Origin of the sequence: Brakhagea baltica, assembly GCF_052161605.1 — a bacterium.
Lineage (GTDB): Bacteria > Planctomycetota > Planctomycetia > Pirellulales > Pirellulaceae > JBKCUI01.
On record NZ_CP197409.1, the window covers coordinates 4,818,442 to 4,843,881 of the forward strand.

A 25,440-nucleotide genomic window follows, 5' to 3' on the forward strand; every position below is an offset into this window, starting at 1 on the left:
TGTCGAGACACCTGATTGATGGTTGGCTCCTGGAGTCTTCGATCGAAAAGGCAAAATGATGACAGGGGCGGTGGCGAGATAGCCTAAATCGTCCCTAACGGGACAGATAGAGGTAGGCAGGTGTCGCTGGTACCACAGCATTGGGTTCCTCAGTGTTTGGACGGTGGGTGGTACTGTTATTACGGGAAGTTTCCTGCGAGGTTGATGGGTGGTTTGAGTGCTGAACCTCTACCGTCGAGCTGACGCTCTTGCACAAATGTTGCCATCACTCTGGATGCTTCAATTTGGATTTTATTACTTCCAATCTCGAAGCCAGCTCTGTCTCAAAGCCTCGGTGCACTGGAGCGTAATAGGTTCGATCGACACCGAGGTAGTCCTGAGCCGCGACACCGTCAGCATGGTTGTGCGAATACTGATACTCTACCGCATTCCCAAGCTTGGCTGCACCGGGATAATGCCCATCTCGCAGATGCCTGGGAACGGGAATGACACTCCCTTCACGCACATCCTTCCTCGCATTTCCGATTGCGGCGGTGGCAGAATTACTTTTCGGTGCCAAGGCGAGATAAATGGTCGCTTGCGACAGCGTTAGTTGGCACTCGGGTAAACCAATAAACTCGCATGCTTGCATGGTTGCAACGGCTAAAGTCAGAGCCTGCGGGTCGGCATTGCCGATATCCTCGCTTGCCAATATGACTAGGCGTCTACAAAGAAAACGAATGTCCTCACCTGATTCCAAAGCGCGAGCAAGCCAATAGAGAGCCGCATCTACATCGCTGCCACGAATGCTCTTAATCAGGGCGCTCGCGATATCATAGTGCTGCTGTCCGGTGGGATCGAATTGCAAGACCTTTTTCTGCATGCTCTCTCGCATGTCGTCGACGTCCACTCGGATCGGACGGTTAGCAGACGACAGCACCGCGAGCTCGAGGGCTCCGAGCGCTCGTCGTGCGTCCCCCTCGGCCATTTTCGCGCAAAAGGTCAATGCGTCGTCCGTGACTGTGGCAGCATAAACTCCCAGGCCACGCGATTTGTCGACCAAAGCACGTTCTAGTAGCAATCGGATGTCCGACTCGCTGAGTAGCTCGAGCTCGAAAATCTGCGAGCGACTCAGCAGGGCTCCATTCACTGAGAAGAAGGGATTGCTCGTGGTGGCACCCACCAAGGTAACGATTCCCTGCTCAACATCGGGCAGCAAGGCGTCTTGTTGAGCCTTGTTAAATCGATGAATCTCATCAATGAATAGGATGGGGCGAATCCCTGTTACAGCCACTTCATCCTTGGCCCATTCCAACGCCTCGCGGAGCTCCTTGACGCCGCTGGTTACTGCGTTCAGTTGCTTGAACTTGGCGTTGGTTTCTTTGGCGAGCAAGTAGGCTAACGTCGTTTTCCCGGTGCCGGGAGGTCCGAAAAGGAGGATCGATTGCAATCGTTTGGCGTCAATTAAGCGTCGCAGCAGTTTTCCTGGAGCCAGAATGTGGCTTTGGCCAGCGAACTCCGACAGGGTCGCTGGACGCATGCGAGCCGCGAGAGGTAACGTTTTTTGTTGATTTTCTTTTTCGACGTGAGTGAATAAATCCATGCTAACTCCTGTGGGTTCAAGCCCGTTAGTCACTGTTCCACCGAGCAAACTCGGTGGTGAGCCGCTTTACGGCTTCTCCAGGACAGTTTTGAGACGGTCGGTGATGCCGAGCCGGGCGGCCCAGAGTTGCATGTACGATTCGTCTAGTTGTCCCTGGATGAATAGCAAGTCGGTTACGTCAACCAAGTCCCTGGGCCGATTGGCTATGAGTTTAAGCAAGACCAGATCTTCGGGGGAAACGACCCAGAGAGTCTACGATCTCCCACAGGGCTTTTACGACTGGGTTCTCCACCGTTTTTATCGAGTCCTTGCAATTGCTTGTAACATATTCTCGTTTCGCAAATCGTTCTCACGGTGCAACAATTCAAACTTGCGAAACACTTGCTCTGCACTTCCCGATAGGAGAGCTTGATCACAACCCTGCATGAGCTGGAATGTAATTCTTAATCGCTCGCCTGGAGTCATTTGGCGGTAGGTCTCGAGGGTTTCAGGAGAGAGCATCTGGAATCGATTTACTATGTGACATTGTTTGTTGGCTCCGTTTTTCGGAGCTAAGCACGATCTTTAAGGTAGCTGGACGAGGAGATTTGCTCAACTGATTGCCGGAATTTTGCTCGATGGATTTCCGCGATTGATGCACAATCCTCGGGTCGTTTAAGGTGAACAACGGGACGAACTCGGTTATGGGCAGCCGGAACATGGTTCCTCGCGACTTTCTGCTCAGGGCTAGTGAAAAAGCCTCCCCTGGCTTATCATTCTCGCAGGCTTAACGAATAATTTCTGCTCGTGCCTCAGTTGTACCCCGTATCGCGGAGCGCGAGCAAAACCTCCAGCAATAAGGGTTCTCCATTTTGATCCGTCAGCGAACGCCAGGATTTTTGGCCCTGGAAGACGGCACTGTTTTCGAGGGTTATTCCATCGGAGCCGAGGGAGAGCGAGATGGCGAGGTCGTTTTTAATACCTCGCTCACAGGCTATCAAGAGATCCTGACCGACCCCAGTTATCGAGGTCAGATCGTAACCATGACCTACCCCATGATTGGCAACGTGGGGGTCAATCTGGAAGATTTGGAATCTGCCGCTCCAAAAATTGCCGGGTTTATCGTTCGCGAGAATAGCCGAATTTATAGTAATTATCGAGCAAAGGATTCGTTGTCGGATTATCTCAAGCGAAACAATATCGTCGCTATCGCCGGGATCGACACGCGAGCCTTGGTTCGCCGCATTCGGGACCGAGGGGCTCAAAAAGGAATCATCTCGACAGTCGATCACAACCGTGAATCGCTTGTTGCCAAGGCAAAATCGAGCCTAGGATTAGTCGGACGAGACTTGGTCCGAGAAGTCATGCCATCACAGGCTATCGAGTGGAGCGAAGCACTTCACGAATTCTCGACCAAGGGAGATGAAGCGTCGGCATCTGGGGCCAAGCCTCATGTGGTTTGCCTCGATTTCGGGATGAAGTGGAACATACCACGACATCTCGCCTTCCGTGGCAACCGCGTCACGATCTTGCCAGGCAGTTCGACAGTAGAAGAAATTCTTTCGCACAACCCAGACGGTGTCTTCCTGAGCAATGGACCTGGCGATCCGGAGCCGTTGACTTATGCTATCGAGACGATCCGAAATCTGCTTGGAAAGAAACCGGTTTTCGGTATTTGCCTGGGCCATCAACTACTTTCCCTCGCGGCGGGGGCGAAGACTTTCAAGCTGAAGTTCGGACATCGCGGAGCCAACCAACCTGTGCTGAACTGCGTATCAGGCCAAGTTGAGATCACCTCTCAGAATCATGGGTTCGCTGTTGACGAAGAGAGTTTACCAGATTGCTTGGAGATTACGCACCGCAATTTAAACGACAATACGATCGCTGGTGTTCGCCACAAACAGCACGATGCATTCAGCGTTCAATACCACCCCGAAGCCTCTGCGGGGCCGCACGACAGTAGCTACCTGTTTGACCAATTCCAAAAGTCGCTGAACTCATCCGCAAACGGTTAAAACTGCCCATGCTCGCCAAAAGAGTGATTCCATGCCTGGATGTTCATCAGGGGCGCGTCGTCAAGGGAACCAATTTCCTGAATCTTCGGGACGCGGGTGATCCAGTGCAGATCGCCCAGCGGTACGAATCCGAGGGGGCGGATGAGCTCGTTTTTCTAGACATCACGGCCAGTCATGAGGACCGGGGGATCATGCTGGATGTCGTCAGCAGAACCGCCGAACAAGTCTTCATGCCTCTGACTGTCGGGGGTGGGATTCGGACACTTGACGATATCCGAGCGTTACTTCAGGCCGGTTGTGACAAAGTGTCCATCAACTCGACCGCATGCCGAAACCCCGAATTTGTACGGCAAGCCGCAGAGCGATTTGGCTCCCAGTGCATTGTCGTAAACATCGATCCCAAGCGCGTTTTGAGGAACGGCAAAGAGTTTTGGGAGGTCCATATCAACGGCGGCCGGCTACCAACTGGACTCGAAGCCGTCGAATGGGCGAGGCGTGTTGAGGAGTTGGGAGCGGGAGAAATCGTTCTGACCAGCATGGATCGAGATGGCACAAAAGACGGCTACGACCTGCCAATTACCTCAGCTGTGAGCGATGCCGTGGAGATACCAGTGGTCGCCAGCGGTGGGGCTGGTGCCCCCATTCACCTCGTCGATGCCATTAGAGTCGGTAAAGCTGATGCAGTCCTCGCTGCCAGCATATTCCACTTCGGGGAATACACGATCGCTGAGACCAAGAAGCTGATGGCGGAGCACGGCGTCCCGGTTCGTCTGTAGAAAGTCGCCGGTAGAAAGTCACAACTGCCCCGGATTGTTAGTGGGGAAATTCACCGTTGTAGACTAAAATATGTCGGTGGTTGATTTTGTAACCCTCTATTTTAATTTGAGTCGACATGGCAATCGCGGAAGCTCGTAATCATTCTCAAACCAGTGCACCCCCTTCAACCTCGGATGACTTGGTTGCATCCTTGCTCGTCAAAAAAGAGGAGCTAGAGGTCGACAAGTTGTTCAAGGCTTGCGTGAAACTCGAAGGTAGCGATTTGCACTTGAAAGTGGGTACTCCTCCGATCGTGCGGGTCAAGGGTGACCTGAAACCTTTGAATCGCCCACCGATTGAAGTGGAGGAAATGGTCCGTTTGCTAATCCCGATGTTGGACGACCGAAACCGTCGCATCTTCGAAGAAGAAGGCGGAGCTGACTTTTCCTACACGGTCAACCTCGACGGAGAAAACTGGCGGTTCCGGGTGAACATGCTCAAGCAGTTGGGTAGACCGGGCTTGGTCGCGCGGCGAATTAACAACTTCATCCCCAACTTCGAAGGCCTCTTCTTGCCGCCGATCTTGGAGGATCTCTGCAAGTTCGACCAAGGGATGATCTTGCTGGCGGGAGTGACAGGGTCTGGTAAAAGTACCACCATCGCATCCATGTTAAACTGGATCAATCGGAACTACCGCAAGCACATTCTTACGCTCGAGGATCCGATCGAATTCGTATACACCGAAGACAAATGTCTGATCAACCAACGCGAGGTAGGGACCGACGTTAAGAATTTTGAAATCGCAATGAAGCACGCGGTTCGGGAAGATCCAGACATCATCCTCGTCGGAGAAATGCGGGATCAAGAAACGTTTATGACGGCCATCCATGCGGCGGAAACGGGGCACTTGGTGTTCGGAACGATCCACGCTTCGACCGCTCCGTCGACGATTGGTCGTATTTTGGACTTGTTTCCAGAAGAGCTCCACGGCGCGATTCGAAATGCGATGGCCTTTAACATGAAAGGCATCGTTGCTCAAAAATTGCTACCATCGATTCGGCAAGGAGTAAGCCGAGTACCGACCTGTGAAATCATGACCTTTACCCCGATGATTCGTAAATTGATTCTCGAGGGCAAGGATCAAAAGCTAGGGGATGCTATTCGCATCGGTGCAGCCGAGGGTATGCAAGACTTTACCATGTCGCTCAAACAATTGATCGATGACAATCTGATCGATCGCCCCACTGCGTTCGAAGTCGCACCGAACCCAGATGCCTTGAAGATGGCCTTGAAGGGCATCAACGTCAGCCAGCCTGGCATCATCTAATCCCCTCCGCTGTATTTTCTTATCAAACAAAGCAACCAGACCAACATGATCTTCGGACGAAAAAAATCGAAAGCGAAAAAAGAAGCGGGCGAGGCGGCGGGCGATGGCCAACTCGTAGCTCCACCGATCGAAATCAAGCAGATGGGAATCTCTCGGGATGAAGCCCAGGGGCTTACGATCGCGGCCAGGCAATTGCCTGGCTACCCTCTAGCGATGATCGTCATAGTGAATGCCATCAGCGGCAGGGCCGATCGAATCCTTATGGATTTCTCAGCTCAGGGAGCCGTGGTGCGTTATCGCATCGACGGGGTTTGGGAAACGCTGCCTCCGATGGATAGGCCAACAGCCGATGCTGCTTTGGTCGCCATGAAGAAACTGCTCGGCCTAAATCCCGCCGAACGCCGCGCAAAACAAGAGGCCAAGTTCGGGACCAATTTCCTGAAGACCGACTGGGTTGTATCCTTCACCAGCGTTGGCGTTCCAAATGGAGAACGAGTTCTGATCTCGATCGATACGAAAAAACCTGTTCTCAAGACCCTTGAAGAACTCGGTATGCGTGATTCGATGATCAAAGACTTTTTGTCTTATATGAAGGGTAACCAAGGATTGGTGATCATTAGCTCGCCACCCACTCATGGTTTACCAACTTTGTGGCGTGTTGCCTTGGAAAACACCGATAAATTCGTTCGGGACTTCGTTTCCCTGGAAGACAAGAACGATCCGGAACCCGAGATTATTAACGTCACTCCCTTTTCGTACGACTCAGTAACTGAACCTCCGCTTGCGACTCTATCAAAACTGTTACTCAAACAACCAGACGTGCTCGTCATGCCGTCTCTGATAGATGAGGATGTCGTTGAGGCTATTTACGATCAAGTAACGGTACAATCGCGGCACTCCATCACCCGGATCGTGGGGACGGACTGCATCGATGCTTTGCTCCAGGTCTTGCGACTCTACCCCAAGCAAGCCAAGAACATCCTAAAGATGACGACCGCAGTGCTTTGCGGGCGTCTGGTTCGTCGTTTGTGTGATAGGTGCAAGCAGCCGTACCAACCCAATCCACAATTGCTACAAAGGCTAGGGGTGCCAGCGGGACGCATTGCAAAGCTCTACAACCCAACGATCCCACCACCACCAGAGCAGCGGGTGGATGCGAATGGCAAGCCGATTGAAATCGAGATTTGCAAGAAGTGTAATGGGCGAGGGTACTACGGCCGGATGGCAATCTTTGAACTACTTAAGCTCGATGACGAAATGAAAAAAGCGGTCATCAAGTACGTCAACGAGCCAGATAAGATCCGTGCATTTGCCAAGCAGCGAAATCATCTTGGCTTCCAGGAAGAGGGGATTGCCGCTTGTGCTCTCGGGCACACGTCACTTCAAGAAATCCAGAAGATGCTGTCCGGCAAATAGTCGGGCAAGTCGCCACGCTTGTGATTATGCCAAGCGTATTTCGGCGAACGAATCAACGCGTTCACCTGCGTAATCACTCGGCAGTGGTTTGTTGGAAGGGCGGACACTTGCAACAACCTTCATGCCAATAGAACTTGCAGCGATTAGCTCTTCAGCGATATCCGATACGAATAGGATTCGCTCCGGGCTTGCACCAATTTGTTGCGATATTCGTTGATAGCTGCCAGGCTCCTGCTTCTTACCCACGGTCGTGTCGAAATGTCCCGACAATAGATTGCTCAAATCCCCTTCAGTTGTGAAACGAAAGAACAGCTGCTGAGCCAGCACACTTCCCGACGAGTAGATATGGACTCGTATGCCACGTGACACCCAACTATTTAATGCCGGGACGACATCGGGAAACAACTCTGCCCGCAATTCCCCTGACTCGAACCCCGACTTCCAAACCAACCCTTGCAGAGCCTTGAGCCCCGTCGACTTGCTGTCTGCGGCCATCAGATTTTGCAAGTGCTCGTCGAGTCGATCGATATCTATGCCGCTATGTGTGTTGCTCGGGCCGGTTCGCTGATTCAAGTGGTTCGGCTCGGACCCTGCATCCGTAGCGACCTGAAGTATTGCCGCCCGAACCTCGGCAGAGTCAACGTTGCAGGCTAAGAACGACTTCATGTTTTGTTTCGCGAAAGGAAACATCACATCGTAAACAAAGCGAACGTCTGATACCGTGCCTTCAATGTCGAGGAGAACGATGTCGACACTTTTAAGCTCTACCATCAAATCGGACTCAATTACGTGTAAGAGCGGTTGCTAGAATAAGTGGCCGATTGCAGCAAGGGGACCGCTCAGGGAATGATTACGTCTTCTGGCTTCGGGAGGTCAGGCCTCCCCATGGTATTGATCGCTTCCCAGGGTTTTGGATAGTAGTACAACGGAACGCATCGGCCAGCATGGTTTCGGTAGTGGCCCGCGTTCACGCTCGATCTCCATGCCATAGCTTCTTGGCTACTTGGCTCGATGACGCTCGCTATGTGTCCACCAACGTATCGAGGCCGGTTGTAGGTGTAACGATATTCCGGCCACGCTTTGATAATGGGATATCGAAGGATATCCTCGCGTTGCAGGGCCGGATCCAGGTAGGTGCCTGAGAGAAAACCGTCTGCATTTGCTGTATTTAATGAAGCCGAATAAGAGGCCCCGATTGCCAACAATAAAGCGATAACACGTTTCATAGATTCCCTTCTCCTGTGCAAAGTGCTTTGCGAAATCTATCGCCCAGATCGCTGCTGTCAGAACCGTTTTTGTAGGCTTTTTCGCGATCCTCCCGTTTGCTATCTTTCGGCATTTGCGGGTTGCAACGATGGTGCGGACCCGTGCTCGATAGCCGCAACCAGCCCCGCTGCTTTTGTCCACGTTTCTTCTTCTTCGCTTAATGGCTGGCTGTCAGCCACGATGCCCCCTCCTACTTGGAATTGCCACCATCCACGCGAGGCGGTCAGAGTTCGGATGAGAATATTCCAATCCATGCTCCCGTCCGTTCCAACGTAACCGAGCGAGCCGCAATAAGGTCCGCGCACCGTTGGCTCGAGCTCGGCGATGATCTCCATCGCTCGCACCTTGGGAGCGCCCGTGATGCTTCCTCCGGGAAAGACGGCTTGCATGACATCAGCCCATTGCACATCCCTGCGTAGTCGTGCTCCGATTACGCTGACTAGATGTAGGACGAAGGGATATTCTTCGATTTGGCAAAGTTGCTCGACTCGCATCGAATCAGGATCGCAGACTCGGGAAAGATCGTTACGCAAGAGATCTACAATCATCACATTCTCCGAGCGATCCTTTTCGCTATTGAGCAACTCATTGGCCGTTACTGCATCTTCCTCGGCGCATCCGGTTCGTCGACGAGTTCCTTTGATCGGTCTTGTTTCAATCCATCTGTCGCGAACGTGAAAGAAACGCTCGGGAGAAGCACTGATGATCTGCCCGCTGCCAAAATCAAAGTAGCCCGCAAAGGGAGCCGCATTGACCTGACGGAGCTTAGTGTAAAGTTCAGTCGATTCGCACCTCGCCGGGCACAACAAACGTTGCGATAGGTTGACCTGAAAAATGTCGCCAGCAAAGATGTAGTCACGGGCCTTCTGGACAGCAGTTTGGTAGCCTTGGCTATCAAAGTTTCCGAGCCAACCTCCCCCCAACCGCGTTTCGAATTGTTCGGCGGTCAAGCCGTGAGCCATGGCATGCCAATTGGGTCGCGTTTGCTCCGGTTCAGGCGATATTCTGGTGTCGACCCAGCTCATGAACTGCTCTAGTCTACCGGCGGCTCGCTCCTGCCAAGCCCCCTCACCTAAATCAGATTTGCCTTGCTCCCTCGTGAACCCGTGCGAAAAAACCCAACCCGTATCCTGTTCGTGATCCCAAGCAAAAACGACATCGTAAAGACCGAGAACAGCCAGCGGTGTCGAAAATTCGTCATGCTCAGCCGAAGGGATGCGTTCTATGCAACGCCCAAACTCGTAGCCCAAATAGCCTGCTACGCCTCCTTGAAAGGGTGGGCATCCCTCGACCGTTAGAGCTGGAAAAAGGTCGAGCCAACCTTGAACTTTGGAAAGCGGATCCGCGACGGGGTGATTTAGCTCAAAAACCTCCACCGGATCCGCACATACGAACGAGTAGCGACCCCGCCCGCCCCCCTTGAGGGCCGAGTCCAACCAGCAGCAGTACGGTCTTCCTTTTAGCCCGTGAAAAACAGCCTCGGGGGTGATGGCTGGGTCAAGCTGCTGGAACAATGGCTTACGTAGGGTATCTGTCATGGTTGTTATTGTAGGTGCACGCCCTTGCCTTCCAAGCTCCTCTGGTTATGTTTCCTGCCTGCTTATCGGTTAAGTCGTATTGGAATGGAAGAATCGCGAGGAATTCCTACAGGATATACCACCTACATCTGGTACCGGCGAAAATCATGGTGACAACGAGCACGAATACGAGTAGCCTACCTGTTTCGGTCTCCCCGACGTGGGGCGAGCTATCAACCTCCTCGAAAAGCAAGATCGCACCGTTGTCACAGTCGAGCCAATTCGTTCGCATCGGGGCGGTTTCCTATCTGAACTCCAAACCGCTCATCCACGGTTTAGCACAGGATTTGGAAGGAATTGGTGCATTGACGACCGACTTGCCCAGCCGTTTGGCGGACCAGATCAAGGCCGGGGATATCGATGTTGGTCTCATTCCAGCTTTTGAATATTTGAAGACTCCGGGGTTGAAACTCGTTTCTCAATCCGCCATTGTATCCCGAGGCCCTGTTTGGTCCGTTCGCTTGTTCTTTCGTACCGAGCCGTCTCAAGTGAAGCGAGTGGCTCTAGACGAGGGCTCTCGTACTAGCGTGGCGCTCTCGAAATTGCTCATGCATGAGATGTTGGGGCTTCGTCCCGAAACATGTATGCTTCACATGGCGGATGATCCCGAGCTGATCGATGCGGATGCGGTTCTGCTAATCGGTGACCGTGCGATGCACCCCGAGAACTACGAGAGTTCCTTTAAAACCTCGTGGGATCTTGGAGAGAAATGGTTTCAATGGACTGGATTGCCGTTCGTTTTCGCGGGTTGGGTCACTAGGGAATCCAGCATCGACGAGGTCCGGTTGGGACGCATGCTGGACGAAGCGAAAGAGCGGGGAAGAGGAGCAGTTCTGGATATTTGCGAGCAATGCTGCAACACTTATGGATTGACTGTTGCCAAGTGCTTAGACTATCTGACCAATTACATATTTTTTGATTTGGACCAAGATGCTCTCCGAGGTTTGGAGGAATTCCGGTTTCGTTGCCAACGTGCTGGATTGATCGACGAGCTGGTCGCTCGGCCCCAAATCGCGGATTGATCGCAAAACCACATCGAGAGAATTTCGTCTTGGAAACGCATCGAGACATTACGCTGAGGAAACCATGACAATAAGCCAATCAGTTGACCATATCCTGGAACGGGTTCTCGGCGGAGAACGGCTTTCTGATGAGGATGCACTGTGCCTCTTGGAGAGTAACCAGCTGGCCAAGATCGGTCAGGCGGCCGACACGATCTGCAGACGCAAGCATCCCGAGGGCTATAGAACCTACAACATCGATCGCAACATCAACTACACCAACATCTGCACAGCTGTCTGCGATTTCTGTGCCTTTTACCGAACCCCCAAAAGCGACGAGGGCTATGTTCTTCCCCGGGCGGAACTGCTTGAAAAGGTTCGTGAAACCGTTGAGCTGGGGGGTAATCAAATTTTGATGCAAGGTGGTTTGCACCCCAAGTTCACCCTCGATTGGTATGAGGAGTTGCTCCGAGATATCAAGAGTCACTTTCCAGCCGTCAACATTCACGGCTTCAGCCCCCCAGAGCTGCATCATTTTACCAAGGTGAACAAACTGTCGATAGAAACGGTTTTGGAGCGCCTCAAAGCGGCCGGGCTTGGAAGCATTCCAGGTGGGGGGGCGGAGATTCTCGTCGACCGGGTTCGTTCGGAAATCACCCGGGGCAAAGTGATGTCGGACGACTGGCTCAATGTCATGCGGGTATGGCACAAGCTCGGTGGAAACAGCACTGCAACCATGATGTTCGGTCACGTGGAAACGTTAGCAGAAAGAGTCGAGCATTTGCGGCGTGTGCGCGAGTTGCAGGATGAGACCGGTGGGTTTACAGCTTTTATTTGCTGGACTTTTCAACCTGACAATACAGCCATGTCGCACATTCCTCCCACCGGTGCTCATGAATACCTCAAGACGCAAGCGGTCGCTAGAATTTATTTGGACAATGTTCCCAGCATCCAAAGCTCATGGGTAACGCAAGGGCTCAAAATTGGCCAGTTAGCCTTGAGTTACGGAGCCAACGACATGGGGTCTCTGATGCTTGAGGAGAACGTGGTTGCCGAAGCCGGCACCGTGCATTTCTTGACGCTTGATCAAATGCGGGGTGCGATCGAAGAGTACGGTTTCGAGGCAAAACAGCGGGACGTTTTCTATCGGCTCGTAGGAGATGAACTCGAACAAAAGGCCATCCTGGCGAACCGTCGTAAGGATCAAGCTCTTCCGGTCCTAGCTTAGCGAATGGCGAGCGATCTAGCTTCACTCCAAGGTCACCAGCGACAGGGGATGTTCAGCAGTAGTTTTTCTTTTAGTTTCTTAGGGCCATGAAAAAACCCTAGGAAACGCTGGGAATCCTAGGGTTTTTGGAGGGGTGGAAGACGGGGCTCGAACCCGCGACCTTCGGAACCACAATCCGACGCTCTAACCAACTGAGCTACATCCACCGTACAACATTCTCAGAAATCTAGCGATTGTCAGTCTCGCCGTCAACCGTTTCTGAAATCCTGGTTCAGGATTTGTTTTTTTGCCGTGGGCGATTTTGCCCGACTCTTATCCCAGCTCGGGAAAAGCCTCCCGATTGGCGAGCCGGCTGAGCAAGGTTTTAGTGCGGATTAGAAAATCTGACTTGTAGTTGGCGACCTGCTGTTCTGTCAGTTTTAGGCGATCTGCAATGACTTTATTGCTTGCGCCGGAAACGAACAGCAATTCTATACACATAAGCTTGGTGAAGTCCCCTTTGGATTTCCACTTTTCGATCTGTTCTTGCAGCGCCTCTGCCAACGCGATTTCTTCTGCGTCTCTCCGCTCGCCGCTCCGGAGGATACTGCTCACAGCGCGAAAAGGAGCGGGGGCCTGCTGAGCTCCGTCGCTTGACTCATCGGGAGCGGAGAATGCTTGCGTTTGCCTACGACCCTGTTTGCGCAAATGGTCGGTCAGCTTGTATGCTGCGATCGAAAAAAGATAGCTTTCTAGTGGCCGTTCGCAGTCAAAATTGGGCAAGCTATTTAAGAACCCAATAAAGGTGTCTTGGACGATATCCTCTGCGTGGGAGCGATCAACCAGTCTAGCGCCGACAAAGGCCAATAGACGACCTTCGTATTTGTCGATAAGCATTTGCCATGCGTCTGCCTCGCCTGATCGAATCTGATCGACAAGCATCTTTTCTGGGGTGGGAGTTTTTTCGCCTCTGCTTATCCTCATGCCATCCCTTTTGATTTTTCGCGTCGCGACAACAATCCCAACAGCCCAGACATGGCACCAACCATACTTATCAATACCGCCGTTCCTGCTCCGATACGCACGGATCGCTCTCCCGAAACGATGTCACGCTCGTAGTTAAGGATCTTCGTAACGTGCGAAGCCGGAATCGTCACTTGTCTATAGATTTGATACATCTCCCCGCCGGGCCGTACGAGGGTCTTGGTAAAAGTGCGGTCCGAATTCACGTTCAAAATCTCACGTTGAATGTAGTCTGCGCTCAAGAATGGGATGCTTTCTACGCTGGTGTGACGCAGGATTTTTTTGTGGATATAGGTTAGCACTTCGGAAGGTAGCTTGTCTGCTAAATCATCCGTGCAGGAGGCAACGTCTGTGTGAGGGATCGTAACAACTAAAAAAGTATGATCTCCCTTTGAGGTCACTCCTCCCTCGGCTTCCGAAACCCAAGAGGGAAAATCTTGCTCGCCGACACTTTTCGTGCCAACGTCTTGACTCGCGGTTTCAACCAGCGGTCTCTCAGTCGACGAAGCTCCCTCGCTCATGCCATCCGAATCTCCAGATGTTTCTGACGCTTGTACCATTTCGGCCTTGGTCTTGATGAGTTCAATCGCTTTGGTTAGCACGGTCTCGAGACTATTCATAAAAGCGGTAGCATCGATCTCAGCTTTCCACTCCACCGTTTTATCCGTTGGGACGCCAGTGTTTGGGACGCCAGTGTCGTCTTGCAGGTTTTCGGTTGGTTGCTGAGCAGAATGGGAACTGGCTTCGTCTTGCCGGTCAGCAAAAGACTCTACATGGGATGCTCCACTGGTCAAAACTACGATTAACTTGATCGCAATGAGGGATTTCATAGTTGGTACTCCGTTATGCAACATTGGTGTTAGGTTCGTAGGCAATCCAGGGAGACGCCATTTGTACGGCGACCGATGTTAGACCAGCAAACAGCAAACACCAAGGGGTCGGGAAGTAGAAAAGCCCCTGGACCAATGCGGCCAGTGCCACGGTCCAAGCTATCGTAAAGACGCTAAACCGACTTTTTCTCAGCGAATCCGACTGGCGCCACCAGCGTACGATCCACATAAGGGACGCAAAGTATGCGATATGTGCGGCTAGCAAGGGCGTTTCGCCTTCATAGAAGCCCTTCCATGAACGATTCCAATCACCCGAGGTCGCAAAACTGCCGCTCATGTTAAGCTGCTCCCAGCCTGTTCGGGTCAGTTCTCCCCAAGGGATCATGAGATAATTGCTGAGTACATAACTGAACGCGCCTAATGCACCTCCAACGGTCATCATCACGAATCGAAACACGATGGAGTCTTCTGGTTGCCCTTCCCAGCGGCGACCGAAAAAGATAACGGCCCAGCTCGCGAGCAGCGACATCATTCCAGCCCAGGTGATTCCACTCACCAAGCTCATGGCATTTTCATCCACGCGTGCATGGGCGAGTATCGAAGCGGCCAAACAGACGACCCCGATAATAGTACCAGACACAACCCATGATCGAGTATGTGCATGGAGAAAGCTCCAAATCCTCCGCCGTTGCAGCAGTCCTCGCTGTTCGTCTTGCCACTTGCGATAAGCTTCCTTGTAGGAAATCGGTTTTGGAGGACGAACGTTCGCTGCTGGTTGAACTACCCCGTGGGCATAAGCAGGGCGTGGCGTGACAGGTTGGGCCTGCTGTCTAGCGACTGGGCTGACTCTCGCTGCAACAGGAATGCTGGCAGCATGGGCAGCAGCAAGCTTTCGAGCATGCTCTGGTCCTCCACCGACATACCATATCACATAGTAGACGGCGTAAACACTTAACAAAACGACAGCAAATGGGACCGCTACATTGCCTACGACAATCGCCGTCACCACCAGGATGGCAATCGCGATACCTCGTGTTGAAGAAGGCAAGTTGCGAAACCAATGTTGCAGTTCCATTAGTTTTGCGTTCACCGCCCTGGCAATGGGCTCTTGGAAAGTCATTGCGGATCCTGTTCCAGCCATGCTCGCCGCGTACATTGGCGACGGCCCGGCCATGGTGGGATCGTTGTTTCCCGGAACTCGTTTTTGTTTTTTAGTCTGTGGGGTGCTATGGCTGATTGGTCCTAGCGCCACCGCCTGGGGAATAGCGTTGGTCTTTCGGATAGCCAAGCCGCTCGCGTCGAGATCCCAGCCAATAGCCCACAGCATTTCTCGACAATCACTAAACCGCAGAGATGCATTCTTGGCCAGTGCTCGCCGAATGGTCGATGCAAATGGCTCCGGCAACATGCTCACATCGGGATCAGCAGTTAGGTGCTTTAAAATGATTTCTTGAGAACTCTCGCCATCAAAAGGAACATAACCGGTCAGCATTTCGTACAGAATGATCCCGAGCGAATAGATATCAATCTCTTTACCATACTCTCCGCGGCCAATCTCAGGAGCCATGTAATGAAAGGTCCCGACGCTCTCGGTCTGACCGCCCCGTCGCGATGCACTGATATACTTGCTCAAACCATAATCGCCAATTTTGACCAACCCATTGTCGATAAAAACGTTGGCCGGCTTCAGGTCCCTGTGGACAATCCCCTGGTCGTGCAGGTAAGCGACCCCAGCCGCGAGTTGTGCAAACAAGGTTATGGCGTCTTCCGTGTCGGCTTGCTGGCTATAACGATCAATGCGATCTCGAAGAGACTCTCCTCCGATGAACTCCATCACAATCCAGCCTTGTTCGTCTCGGTCAAAGCGGATGTCGTAGATTCCGACCAAGTTTGGGTGGCGAAGATTGAGGCAGTGCCGTACACCTCGCACTTCGACTTCAAGATTTTTTTGAATTCTTTTTAGGGCAACTTCTTTGCCGGAATCGCTCTCGGCAAAGTATACCTCACCGAACCCACCCGAACCGACCCCTCGCTTGATGACGTATCCATCGAGGGGTTTATCGCCATTTCCGTACTGAAATTTCATCGATGCACCAAAAGAGGCCTGTTGATACTTAGGACTGTGGTTGCAGCTTCCCATCACGCTGCCAGCCTTTTCCCGATCGCCTTGGGGCTTTGCGTCCGCCGCGTTGGGATGCATTCTATCTTGTCGATTGCTCATTTTCGCCGATTTTCGTGGAAGCAATGAAACAAACATGAAGAATCCCTACGTTGCCAAACCCATTGAAACCAAGACGTTCGCTGTCGTTCAAGCCTCTCCGATCACCAGCCTAAAATCCAGCCCGTCTTACGTGGCAGGTAACCGCTGATCGAGTCGAGAGACCCAGACATTTCGCCTGTCGAGTTAGAATCTTGGTCCAATTATTCAAGGATCATTGAGAAATCGTCGCTACAAACCTTCTGGCCCGCAATCAACGGAAACGGGGCGCTCTGATCTTTGCCTCCCGCTTGAAGCGGTTGGCCACTCGGCGGCCTGCAGAACCAAACCTCCGCTTGTCGGAACAAAACCAACCGCGAATTCCAGTTTGGGCAGATGATATGACAGTCCTCGAACGGCCCCAAAACACAGGAGCTACCAAGCAAAAGTGCCGAATTGAATAGTGGTTGCCACCGGTTTCCGCTGAGGATATCCAGCCTAGCAGAGCAGCTCAACTTGCTCGGCCTCAAGTATCGCAGGCGTACCTTTTTGCCGAGGGTGATGATCGACTCTTCAGGCAGCAATACTGGCCTTTCCAGCAGCTTACCATCGAGATAAGTCTCCTGGAGCGGATTTAGGACGTGTTCCTCCCCGACCCTGCGAATGGAGGCCGCCCGACGACTCAGTTCTCCTCGAATAGCGAGATCGGCAACTCCATCCGGGGTGGCTTGCCCAAGCAGTATTTCCTCGGAATCGTGGAGCGAGTAACTGCCTTGCCCATCTATCCACAAAATATTCTTCATAATCCGACTTGGCTACTTTCGGCTAGTTGCGAGTGGCGACCAATTGCTGCGGTTTACGCCGTGTTAGGCTAGGATTCGTTGGAAACGAAGCGATCTGACCTAAATTCTATTCGGAATGATGAATTTTTGGGACTTATGTCAACACGCGCCCGCAACCATAGAGAACCAATCACTACTTGGGCTTGTTAGGGCGGGGCTTTCGGTTGCCAGGTTTCGGACGTTTGCCCGGGGGATTGCTATCCCGGCCGCCGATGCGATCAGACGGTCCCTTTGATTCCGTTTTTGCTTCGTCCTTTTTTCCAAACCACTTCGGAAACATTTCTGCCAAGGTCTCGGGTGGCTTAGTCATTTTCTCCTTCGGTTTGTTCGAGGCTGGTGCAGATCGCTGCGCTGCTGTGCCAGTTCCCATTTTGTTCACCGTGGCGATGATGTCGGTGGCTGTGGATTCGGGAAGTTCAACGTTAGTTCCCTTGGGGGTGAATCGCTTGATCAACGCTCGTTCGACCAACGACCAAGTCGACGAGGTGATAAAGTAGATACACAAACCTGCTGGGACTCGGAAGAAGAACACTCCCATCATGATGGTCATGAACATCATCATTTTTTGAGCGATCGCGGTTTGTTCGTCTGCCGCCTTTGGCATGAGGACCTTTTGCTGGACGATAAACAGCACTACTGTAACGATAGGCAGAATGTTGAAGTACGGACCGAAGTAGCCCGTCCCCCGACCTGCGATAATATCCCATGCCCACGAGTGCCACTCGAAAAGCATGTCAGGACCAGCTAGGTTCGAACACCATTCCAAGCCTGGAATGAGAGGCTGTTGTCGAAGCTTGATATCAACCGACACGCAACGGTAAAGTCCGATGATGATTGGCAACTGAATCAATGCGGGGAGGCAACCCGCGAACTGATTGATACCTGCTTTTTTGAACAGCATTTGCTGTGCTGTCATCATCTTGCGAGGGTCTTCCTTGAATGCTTCTTTGAGCTTGGCTGTATGAGGTTGCAATGACTGCATCCTTTGCGCGTTGACCGCCATCTTGCGACTGATGGGGAACATAAAAGATCGCACCAACACGGTTAGCAATACAATCGCGAGCCCGAAGTTTCCTACGACTGCATAAAAGCCGTGGAGAATCCAACCCAGTCGTTTGGCAAAAAAACCGAAGAGATCCCAACCGTAGTAGAGGACTTGGTCCATATCGTAGGCGGCTAGCAATTCAGGATCTTTTGGACCGGTGAACACTTGATAAGCCCATGAATGTTCGGAATTCGCAGCGAGCGTAATGGGCTCGGTCTCAATCCAGAAGCCCACATTGGTAGCTTGGTGTTTGGCGTATGGTAGTTTGGTCGAGTCCGTATAAACAGAGTTGAGAACGCGTGCGTGTCCTCTGCTTAACAACTTCATAGAATCGGGTGCTTCCGGGCTCGGAAGGAGAGCAGCCGTAAAAGACTGAGCATCGATACCAATGTAGCGAATGGTTCGCGCTGTCTCGGAGTGAGCGGATCCGAACAGAACCGTATCGGGCAACATCGGTTGTTTCACTGCGTGATCGACAATCACCCTATTGGTGAACAATGTCTGCTTGTCCGCGGCGTCATCTAGGACGACATCTCGGGCTCCCGCAGCGCTAAAGAAGTAAGGGGAAATCTTGGTGGGGTACCACCATCCCTCGAGCGACACGCCGTTGATTCCATCTTGTCGTATCGCGACCTTAACGTCCGTGTCGCCACGGTTGCGGATGGTCGTCACCAGCTCGACGTGATATTGCCATGCCTCGATGTTCTCAAGACTCTGGCCTCTGGTTGGCTTCTTCAAGCGATACTGCTTGATCAACTCTAGATCTGCTTCCTCGCCAGCTAACTTTAGAAAAGCTCCGAGAGGCTTTGCAAACTCGACCGCCATGCCTCCTTCGTATTCGACATAACGCCCTTGCCAGGTACCGTTCAAAGTCGCTTCGAGACCGGGTATCGTTTGATCTCCCTCTTCGATGGATAGGTTCCCGATGGAGGCCAACGTTGTTAGACAAGATAGATAAGGATCGTTGCCGGGGACTTGCTCTAAACGAAAGTCATCTTTGGCGCGCACGAGATCCAGCGGCATCTCCCCGAGTTTGAGTTTGAATCGCAGTTGGGCTTCGTCACGCTTGACGGTCAGTTCAATTTCCTGGTCAACTTTCCAGGAATCAGACCATTCGTCCCATTTACGGCGCGTGATATCACCCTCGAGCCCTGCCCAGCCGACAATCTCATCGAGTGCCTTGATACCGATTAGCGAAGGATCATCAGCGCAGACCGCTTCATCGGCGGGACTCCCCTTGGGGACAGTCCTGATAATAAGCTCCTTTGGTTCCAAGCCGAGGTAGCCTGCGTACCCACGAATCTGTTTGGTTTGAAGGGACCGGTAAACTAGCTTGCCTTTTTTGTCGCGATCGACGATCTCAACCCGCTCGATCCCTGCACCTTGGTTGTCTAGGAAAACCAGCAATGAGTAGCCATCCTCGGCAGACATGCTTCCTAGGATAAAGTGCTCGCGAGGTGCTTCGTCCGGAAAGGAGTAAGACGGATCGGCCTTGGCCTGGGCAATTTTCTCTTCGAGCTGTTGAGCTCGCTCCAATTTGGTCGCTTCGACCTCGGCTTGTCGCTTTTCGGCTTGTTGTTGGCTCAGCTCCTTTTGTCGGTTCATGCTGTTAAGCAGCAAGAAAATGGAGATACCCAAGAGCAAAAAGGTAAAGAATCTTCGATTGTCCACTGTCTAGATCTCATTGGTCGGCGAGGGCGACCGTTGGGGGTTGTTGGCGATAAGTCCAGGATTTTCAGCTATTGAATGGTGTTGCCTAGTGCAATTTTGTCATCCCAAGCCCAGAAACGGAGCTAAAAAACGCAAACTTAGCTCGTAGATCGCGCACAGTCCGCTGAGCAGCCCCTAATCCCGGCCTTAAAACTCCGGATTCAAGGCGTTTCGGAACCGGATGGTTAAACCATAGTCGACAAATGCGTTACATCTGGCACAAAGGGAGGGGATTTGCCCCGAGATCCCCCGCCGATGACTCGATTTACTTTTTGAGCCTAGTAGGCTAGCAATCCGGTGTTCGTGGGCAACTCCACCACGCCCCAGACCAAACGCCTCGTCCGCTACAGGAAACGACCAAGCACGAATATGAAGGTTCTAGTCACCGGCTCGAGCGGCTTGATCGGATCAGCCGCAGTTCGCTACTACGATAGCCAAGGGGCTGACGTCGTAGGAATCGACAACAATATGCGGCAGGATTTCTTTGGCCCCATGGGCAGCACCGAGTGGAATCTGTCCCTCCTTCTCAAGGAGACGAAGCGGTTTGACCATTTCAGCGTCGACATTCGGAATCGTGAACAAGTCTTCGATCGCCTTAAAGGCGACATGCCCGATCTCGTGATCCATTGTGCCGCACAGCCATCGCACGATAAGGCCAAAGAGATTCCGCTTCTCGACTTTGATGTAAATGCCGTCGGGACGATCAACATGCTCGAAGCGACTCGGCTCCATGCTCCCGATGCCGTGTTCTGTCACATGAGCACCAATAAAGTCTACGGCGATGCGCCCAACGAACGTCCCCTCGTGGAGCTCGAGAGACGCTGGGATTATGCGAAACCAGAAGACTACGACGGAATAGACGAGACATGCCGAATCGATCAATCGCTACATTCGCTATTTGGAGCTTCCAAGACGGCAGCTGACATCGTCGCTCAAGAATACGGACGCTATTTTGGGATGAAGGTTGGTGTTTTTCGAGGCGGATGCCTCACCGGTGCCTCTCACTCGGGAGTTGAGTTGCACGGATTTCTTTCTTACTTAGTCCATGTCGCGGTTCATCAGAAACCGTACACTATATTTGGCTATAAAGGAAAGCAGGTTCGAGATCAAATCGAAAACGCAGACGTCATCGCGGCATTTGAAGTGTTTCGCAAGAACCCACGACCTGGCGAGGTTTATAATCTGGGCGGTGGGCGGGAGAACAGCGCATCGGTACTAGAATGTATCGATTTGATTGAAAAGATTAGTCCCTATCGCGTGAACTACACCATGGCCGAAACCAATCGTACCGGTGATCATATTTGCTATATCTCAAATCTTTCCAAACTCAAAAGCCACTATCCGGAATGGTCGATCCGTACCTCCTTGGAAGATATTCTAGGCAGGATGATCGAGATGGAAGAGTTCAAAGCCAAGTCTGCAAATCGTTGATACCCATATAAGACACGTAATCACTATGCATATTCGCAAAGCACTGATCACTGCGGCAGGGCCTGGACAAGGCGCCTTACCACTACAACGCTTAGTCGATCGAGACGGAACAGAGAAAACGGCCCTCGAAATGATTATCGAAGAAATTGACGCTGCGGGAATCGAGTCGATTGGAATTGTTATCAGCCCAGGGAACGAAGATGCTTACTGCAAAGCCGCTGGACCTTATCTGGAGCGATTGACCTTTATTCCTCAAAAGAATCCAACCGGCTATGGCCAAGCCTTGTTGTGCGGAAAGGAGTTCATTGGCGACAGTCCTTTTCTGCACTTGGTGGGAGACCATTTGTATCTCAGCAAATCGGGCAAACGATGTGCCCAACAACTCATCGAGGTCGCCCAGCAAGAAGAATGCTCCGTTTCGGCAGTCTACCCCACCAAAGAAAAAATGCTTCCTTACTTCGGTGCCATTGGAGGACAACGGTTACCGCAAACCGACCATCTTTACGCCGTCAAGAAAGTCATCGAAAAACCCACTCCCACATTGGCGGAGCAAGAACTCACCATCGCCGGCTTTCGGAGCGGCGTCTATCTCTGCTTCTTCGGAATCCATGTGCTTACCCCTATGGTCCTTCAGATTATGGAAGAAATCGTTTCCAAAGCCGATAGGCCCGTTCCGCTGGCCGAGGCTCTACAAGAACTAACAAGCCGGGAACGATATTTGGGCTGTGAGATCCAGGGGCAACGCTACAACATCGGTATTAAGTATGGCTTGCTGAATACACAATTAGCCCTGTCGCTTTCTGGAATCGATCGGGACCAAGTTCTCAGCGATATGATTGAATTACTGGCCGTTCGCTAGGAGCAGAGAACATGAAGACACAACAGTCGGACAGCGTGCAGTGCAATCGGTGGATCGATACCATCACATCTCTCGACGAAGGGACACGCCATCGTGCACTTGAGTCCCTTTGCGATGGGCTAGGTTCAGTGGAACTGCTCCAAGCAACGAGCGAGCTCGATCGGTTCCGCAGGCAGACCGCCAATCTCTATCACCGCGTGCGGGCTCACTTTTTCCTTGCAGCCATTTATCGCTACTATTTGCCCAAAACGTTTTCGGAGGAGCGGGCGGGTTTGCTTCCCTACGAAGCTTACCAGCATATTCTCGAGCGGCGATTTCCAGAAGCTATCGATCAATTGTTGGCGGTTCAACGTTCTGAGGGACCGACGACGGCAATCTCAAGTGCACTCGCGCGAGCCTACCATCAGCTAGGGATCCAAACCCTAGCGGATCAAGTACGGCGGAGTGTGAAGACGGTCCGAGGAAATCAATGGATGTTCCGGATCGGTCACCCGACCGAACATCCACTGCGACTAGATAAATCACTGTTGCGATGGGACTTGGAGAGTGAGACCTATCCGATACTTTGCGAAAAAACCAGCGTGCGAATGGATTTCTCTCACTCAGGTTGGTCAGACATTTTCTTCTTAGGGATGGATTATCCCGAGGGGGCTCGCGTTCTGAACGCTTCGGTGAATCTAGGTGTTTACGGCCGTGATGCCGATCCCAAGCCTCCGGTGGAGGCATACTTGAGGGTGATTGATCGCCCCGTGTTGCGATTGGTGAGTATCGATTTGGGAGCAGAGGCCGAGATCACAGAAATCGATGAGATCTTCGATTTTGCGAAAGACTATCTTGGATTGCTCAAGGGGGCATTGATTGCATCAGGCGTTATTCCGCCTGCTATGGAAGGCTGCCACCGAAAAATGAGCGAACTACTCGCCACGATCACCGGCAAAGAGGGGTGCGGCCTCGAGTTAGTAAGCAAAGTTAACGACATCCCCAAAGGCTCCCGACTAGCCGTATCCACCAATCTGCTCGGCTGTCTCATCTCGGTTCTGATGCGAGCGACCGGGCAGGTACAGTCACTCGAAGGAGGCTTATCCGTCGGTGACCAAAGACTCATCACCGCCCGAGCGATCCTCGGAGAGTGGCTAGGTGGGTCGGGGGGCGGTTGGCAGGACTCAGGAGGGATTTGGCAAGGAATAAAACGAATCGAAGGGGTCATGGCTTCGGAAGAGGATCCCGAGTTCGGTGTGAGCCGCGGTCGATTGCTACCTTACCATACGATCTTGGACGAAAGCCATATCCCTCAAAAAGCCAGAGAAGCTCTTCAAAAGAGTCTTGTACTGATCTATGGGGGGATGGCTCAAAATGTCGGTCCCATTCTGGAGATGGTGACGGAGAAGTATCTGGTTCGGGCAAGCAACGAATGGAAAGCCCGATTAAAGGCGATAGAGATATTCGAAGGAATTGTGGAATCGCTCAAGCAAGGTGACATCAAGAGAGTTGCCGAGCTCACAACCGAGAATTTTACTGGACCGCTACAAACCATCATTCCTTGGTGCACCAACCGCTTCACCGATGCCATGATCGAACAGTGTCGTGCACGATGGGGCTCTCAATTTTGGGGCTTTTTGATGCTGGGTGGCATGTCGGGTGGTGGAATGGGATTCTTCTTTGATCCGAGCGTGCAGCCCCAGGCCAAGATATGGTTATTGGACACGCTAGTCGCTACCAAGCGTGCCATGCAAACGCGTCTCCCCTTTGCCATGGACCCGGTCGTCTATGAGTTCACGATCAACGATTGGGGCTCTTGGGCAGAATTGCTTTCTGGCGATCAAGCAGTCATGCCGGATGGCTATTATGCGATACTTGCACCGAAGCTGATCCGCAAAGACTTGAGAGAGCTAAGTCCACAATCGCAGCGCGAACTGATGTGGCTTAATCGCTCGTGCCGAAGCGGTGAAGCTCGGGCTAGATGGCTACTCGATCGTATTTTGCCACAACCGGCAGACACCAACAACCATGTTGAAGTGCTCAGAAACCTCTTGCGAGAAAATGGTTTTGATCGAGATCAACACGAACAGATTCGAACCGACTTGCTCAATGGGCGAATCGGCCTTGCGGAGAATCGATTGCCTCGACAGTCGGTGATCGAGGATGTTTCGCGGGATGATGTCATCGATCTTCGAGATCGCTCCAAACGACAAGACGGGAGTAGCGATGCTGCGGTGGGACGAGAAGCAATTGCAGCCAATCAAGTTGCCGTCGTGACACTCGCGGCGGGAGTAGGATCGCGATGGACAGGAGGAGCAGGGGTTGTTAAAGGTCTCCATCCTTTCTGCAAATTCACCGGTAAACACCGCAGCTTTATGGAGGTCCACCTCGCCAAGAGTAGACAAACTAGCAGGTTGCACGGAGCTAATATTCCCCATGTCTTTACGACGGGCTATCTGACGCACAGCCCCATGGAGAATCATCTGGAGCAAGTTGAGAACTATGCCTATCCTGGCAACGTGTTTCTGTCACGAGGTATGTCGGTCGGATTGCGTATGATTCCTACTGTAAAGGACCTAAGATTCTTTTGGCAGGAGATGCCGCATCAAGTTCTCGACGAACAGCAGCAAAAAGTTCGGGAAAGTGCGCAAGCCGCCATCATGGGATGGGCACGTAATGCAGGGGAAGCTGCTGACTACACGGACAACATCCCTTACCAATGCATGCATCCGGTTGGCCATTGGTACGAGATACCCAATATGATGCGCAACGGCTTGTTGCACAAAATGCTGGAGACGCAGCCGTCTCTCAAGTATTTGTTGTTACACAATATTGACACGCTCGGTGCTAATGTGGATCCATTGATATTGTCTCGACATATCGACTCTCGAGCATGTATGAGTTTCGAGGTTATCAGTCGCCGAATCGATGATCGCGGAGGAGGCCTAGCACTTGTGGATGGAAAGAGGCGACTGGTCGAGGGGATGGCGATGCCAAACGATCGCGACGAGTTCAAGCTAACCTACTATTCCTCAATGACGACATGGATCGATATCGATAAGCTCTTGGCGGTATTTCAGCTCACCCGAGAGGAGTTGGCGTCGAGCGAGACGGTCGACCAAGCAGTCCGGGCTTTTGCGAACAAGTTACCAACCTATATTACGATCAAGGATGTTAAGAAACGTTGGGGATTGGGACAAGAAGACGTCTTTCCCGTCACTCAATTTGAAAAACTTTGGGGCGATATGAGTACGCTAAGCGCGGTCGATTGCGAGTACATCGCCGTGGAAATCATGCGAGGCCAGCAACTTAAAGAGCCCGGACAATTGGATAGCTGGGTTCGAGATGGCTCAGCCGCCTACGTAGAAAATTTATGCGACTTTGTGTAAAGGGCCAGA

At 52.2% G+C, this 25,440-nt stretch carries 20 protein-coding genes and 1 tRNA gene; 9 read left to right on the forward strand and 12 right to left on the reverse strand.

Annotated features, from left to right (window positions below; genetic code table 11):
• Positions 1-265: 265 nt before the first annotated feature.
• The 3 genes from SH449x_RS18515 to SH449x_RS18525 all read right to left on the reverse strand — a co-directional run bounded on the left by SH449x_RS18515 (position 266) and on the right by SH449x_RS18525 (position 2,083).
• Entirely contained in the window at positions 266-1,582 is a 1,317-nt protein-coding gene (locus SH449x_RS18515) for a replication-associated recombination protein A (RefSeq protein ID WP_482377560.1), read from the reverse strand.
• 66 nt (positions 1,583-1,648) lie between these two features.
• Positions 1,649-1,801, reverse strand: a complete 153-nt coding sequence (locus SH449x_RS18520; RefSeq protein WP_482377561.1) for a hypothetical protein — start codon at positions 1,799-1,801, stop codon at positions 1,649-1,651.
• 78 nt (positions 1,802-1,879) lie between these two features.
• Entirely contained in the window at positions 1,880-2,083 is a 204-nt protein-coding gene (locus SH449x_RS18525) for a hypothetical protein (RefSeq protein WP_482377562.1), read from the reverse strand.
• A 350-nt stretch (positions 2,084-2,433) separates the two neighbouring features.
• Between SH449x_RS18525 and carA the strand changes: the two genes are divergently transcribed.
• From carA to SH449x_RS18545, 4 genes are all read left to right on the forward strand, one after another.
• A complete protein-coding gene (gene carA / locus SH449x_RS18530) occupies positions 2,434-3,576 on the forward strand; it encodes a glutamine-hydrolyzing carbamoyl-phosphate synthase small subunit (protein ID WP_482377563.1) in 1,143 nt (380 codons plus the stop codon).
• An 8-nt stretch (positions 3,577-3,584) separates the two neighbouring features.
• Positions 3,585-4,352, forward strand: a complete 768-nt coding sequence (gene hisF / locus SH449x_RS18535; protein WP_482377564.1) for an imidazole glycerol phosphate synthase subunit HisF — start codon at positions 3,585-3,587, stop codon at positions 4,350-4,352.
• Positions 4,353-4,468: 116 nt separating this feature from the next.
• Positions 4,469-5,659 (forward strand): type IV pilus twitching motility protein PilT, encoded by a 1,191-nt coding sequence (locus SH449x_RS18540; protein WP_482377565.1) that lies wholly within the window; start codon positions 4,469-4,471, stop codon positions 5,657-5,659.
• 45 nt (positions 5,660-5,704) lie between these two features.
• Positions 5,705-7,075 carry an ATPase, T2SS/T4P/T4SS family gene (locus tag SH449x_RS18545; protein WP_482377566.1) on the forward strand — a complete coding sequence of 457 codons (1,371 nt, stop codon included), beginning with the start codon at positions 5,705-5,707 and terminating at the stop codon, positions 7,073-7,075.
• A gap of 24 nt (positions 7,076-7,099) precedes the next feature.
• On the opposite strand, the gene mtnC is transcribed toward SH449x_RS18545, so the two are convergent.
• The 3 genes from mtnC to pabB all read right to left on the reverse strand — a co-directional run bounded on the left by mtnC (position 7,100) and on the right by pabB (position 9,879).
• Positions 7,100-7,846, reverse strand: a complete 747-nt coding sequence (gene mtnC / locus SH449x_RS18550; protein ID WP_482377567.1) for an acireductone synthase — start codon at positions 7,844-7,846, stop codon at positions 7,100-7,102.
• A 68-nt stretch (positions 7,847-7,914) separates the two neighbouring features.
• Positions 7,915-8,301, reverse strand: coding sequence for a hypothetical protein (locus tag SH449x_RS18555; RefSeq protein WP_482377568.1), 387 nt, complete (start codon positions 8,299-8,301; stop codon positions 7,915-7,917).
• A 99-nt stretch (positions 8,302-8,400) separates the two neighbouring features.
• A complete protein-coding gene (gene pabB, locus SH449x_RS18560; protein WP_482377569.1) occupies positions 8,401-9,879 on the reverse strand; it encodes an aminodeoxychorismate synthase component I in 1,479 nt (492 codons plus the stop codon).
• Between the two features lie 146 nt (positions 9,880-10,025).
• Between pabB and SH449x_RS18565 the strand changes: the two genes are divergently transcribed.
• Both SH449x_RS18565 and mqnC read left to right on the forward strand, forming a co-directional pair.
• A complete protein-coding gene (locus SH449x_RS18565) occupies positions 10,026-10,940 on the forward strand; it encodes a menaquinone biosynthetic enzyme MqnA/MqnD family protein (RefSeq protein WP_482377570.1) in 915 nt (304 codons plus the stop codon).
• A gap of 64 nt (positions 10,941-11,004) precedes the next feature.
• Positions 11,005-12,147 (forward strand): cyclic dehypoxanthinyl futalosine synthase, encoded by a 1,143-nt coding sequence (gene mqnC, locus SH449x_RS18570; RefSeq protein ID WP_482377571.1) that lies wholly within the window; start codon positions 11,005-11,007, stop codon positions 12,145-12,147.
• 131 nt (positions 12,148-12,278) lie between these two features.
• Here the strand turns inward: mqnC and SH449x_RS18575 are convergent.
• The 6 genes from SH449x_RS18575 to SH449x_RS18600 all read right to left on the reverse strand — a co-directional run bounded on the left by SH449x_RS18575 (position 12,279) and on the right by SH449x_RS18600 (position 19,734).
• Positions 12,279-12,354, reverse strand: a tRNA-His gene (locus tag SH449x_RS18575).
• Between the two features lie 105 nt (positions 12,355-12,459).
• The gene (locus SH449x_RS18580; protein WP_482377572.1) at positions 12,460-13,110 is read right to left on the reverse strand and encodes an RNA polymerase sigma factor; all 651 of its coding nucleotides are present in this window, start codon (positions 13,108-13,110) and stop codon (positions 12,460-12,462) included.
• Positions 13,107-13,979, reverse strand: a complete 873-nt coding sequence (locus tag SH449x_RS18585; protein ID WP_482377573.1) for a hypothetical protein — start codon at positions 13,977-13,979, stop codon at positions 13,107-13,109. The genes SH449x_RS18580 and SH449x_RS18585 overlap by 4 nt, the downstream gene beginning before the upstream one ends.
• A 13-nt stretch (positions 13,980-13,992) precedes the next feature.
• Entirely contained in the window at positions 13,993-16,200 is a 2,208-nt protein-coding gene (locus SH449x_RS18590; RefSeq protein WP_482377574.1) for a serine/threonine protein kinase, read from the reverse strand.
• Between the two features lie 200 nt (positions 16,201-16,400).
• The gene (locus tag SH449x_RS18595; protein ID WP_482377575.1) at positions 16,401-16,979 is read right to left on the reverse strand and encodes an FHA domain-containing protein; all 579 of its coding nucleotides are present in this window, start codon (positions 16,977-16,979) and stop codon (positions 16,401-16,403) included.
• A gap of 172 nt (positions 16,980-17,151) precedes the next feature.
• Entirely contained in the window at positions 17,152-19,734 is a 2,583-nt protein-coding gene (locus SH449x_RS18600) for a YidC/Oxa1 family membrane protein insertase (RefSeq protein ID WP_482377576.1), read from the reverse strand.
• Positions 19,735-20,142: 408 nt separating this feature from the next.
• On the opposite strand from SH449x_RS18600, the gene SH449x_RS18605 reads away from it, so the two are divergent.
• Genes SH449x_RS18605 through SH449x_RS18615 form a run of 3 tightly spaced genes read left to right on the forward strand, consistent with a single transcriptional unit; the run spans position 20,143 to position 25,431 of the window.
• Entirely contained in the window at positions 20,143-21,204 is a 1,062-nt protein-coding gene (locus SH449x_RS18605) for an NAD-dependent epimerase/dehydratase family protein (protein WP_482377577.1), read from the forward strand.
• A gap of 25 nt (positions 21,205-21,229) precedes the next feature.
• Complete coding sequence (locus SH449x_RS18610) at positions 21,230-22,063, forward strand: sugar phosphate nucleotidyltransferase (protein WP_482377578.1); 834 nt, start codon at positions 21,230-21,232, stop codon at positions 22,061-22,063.
• Positions 22,064-22,074: 11 nt separating this feature from the next.
• Entirely contained in the window at positions 22,075-25,431 is a 3,357-nt protein-coding gene (locus tag SH449x_RS18615; protein ID WP_482377579.1) for a UTP--glucose-1-phosphate uridylyltransferase, read from the forward strand.
• The last annotated feature ends 9 nt before the right edge of the window (positions 25,432-25,440 follow it).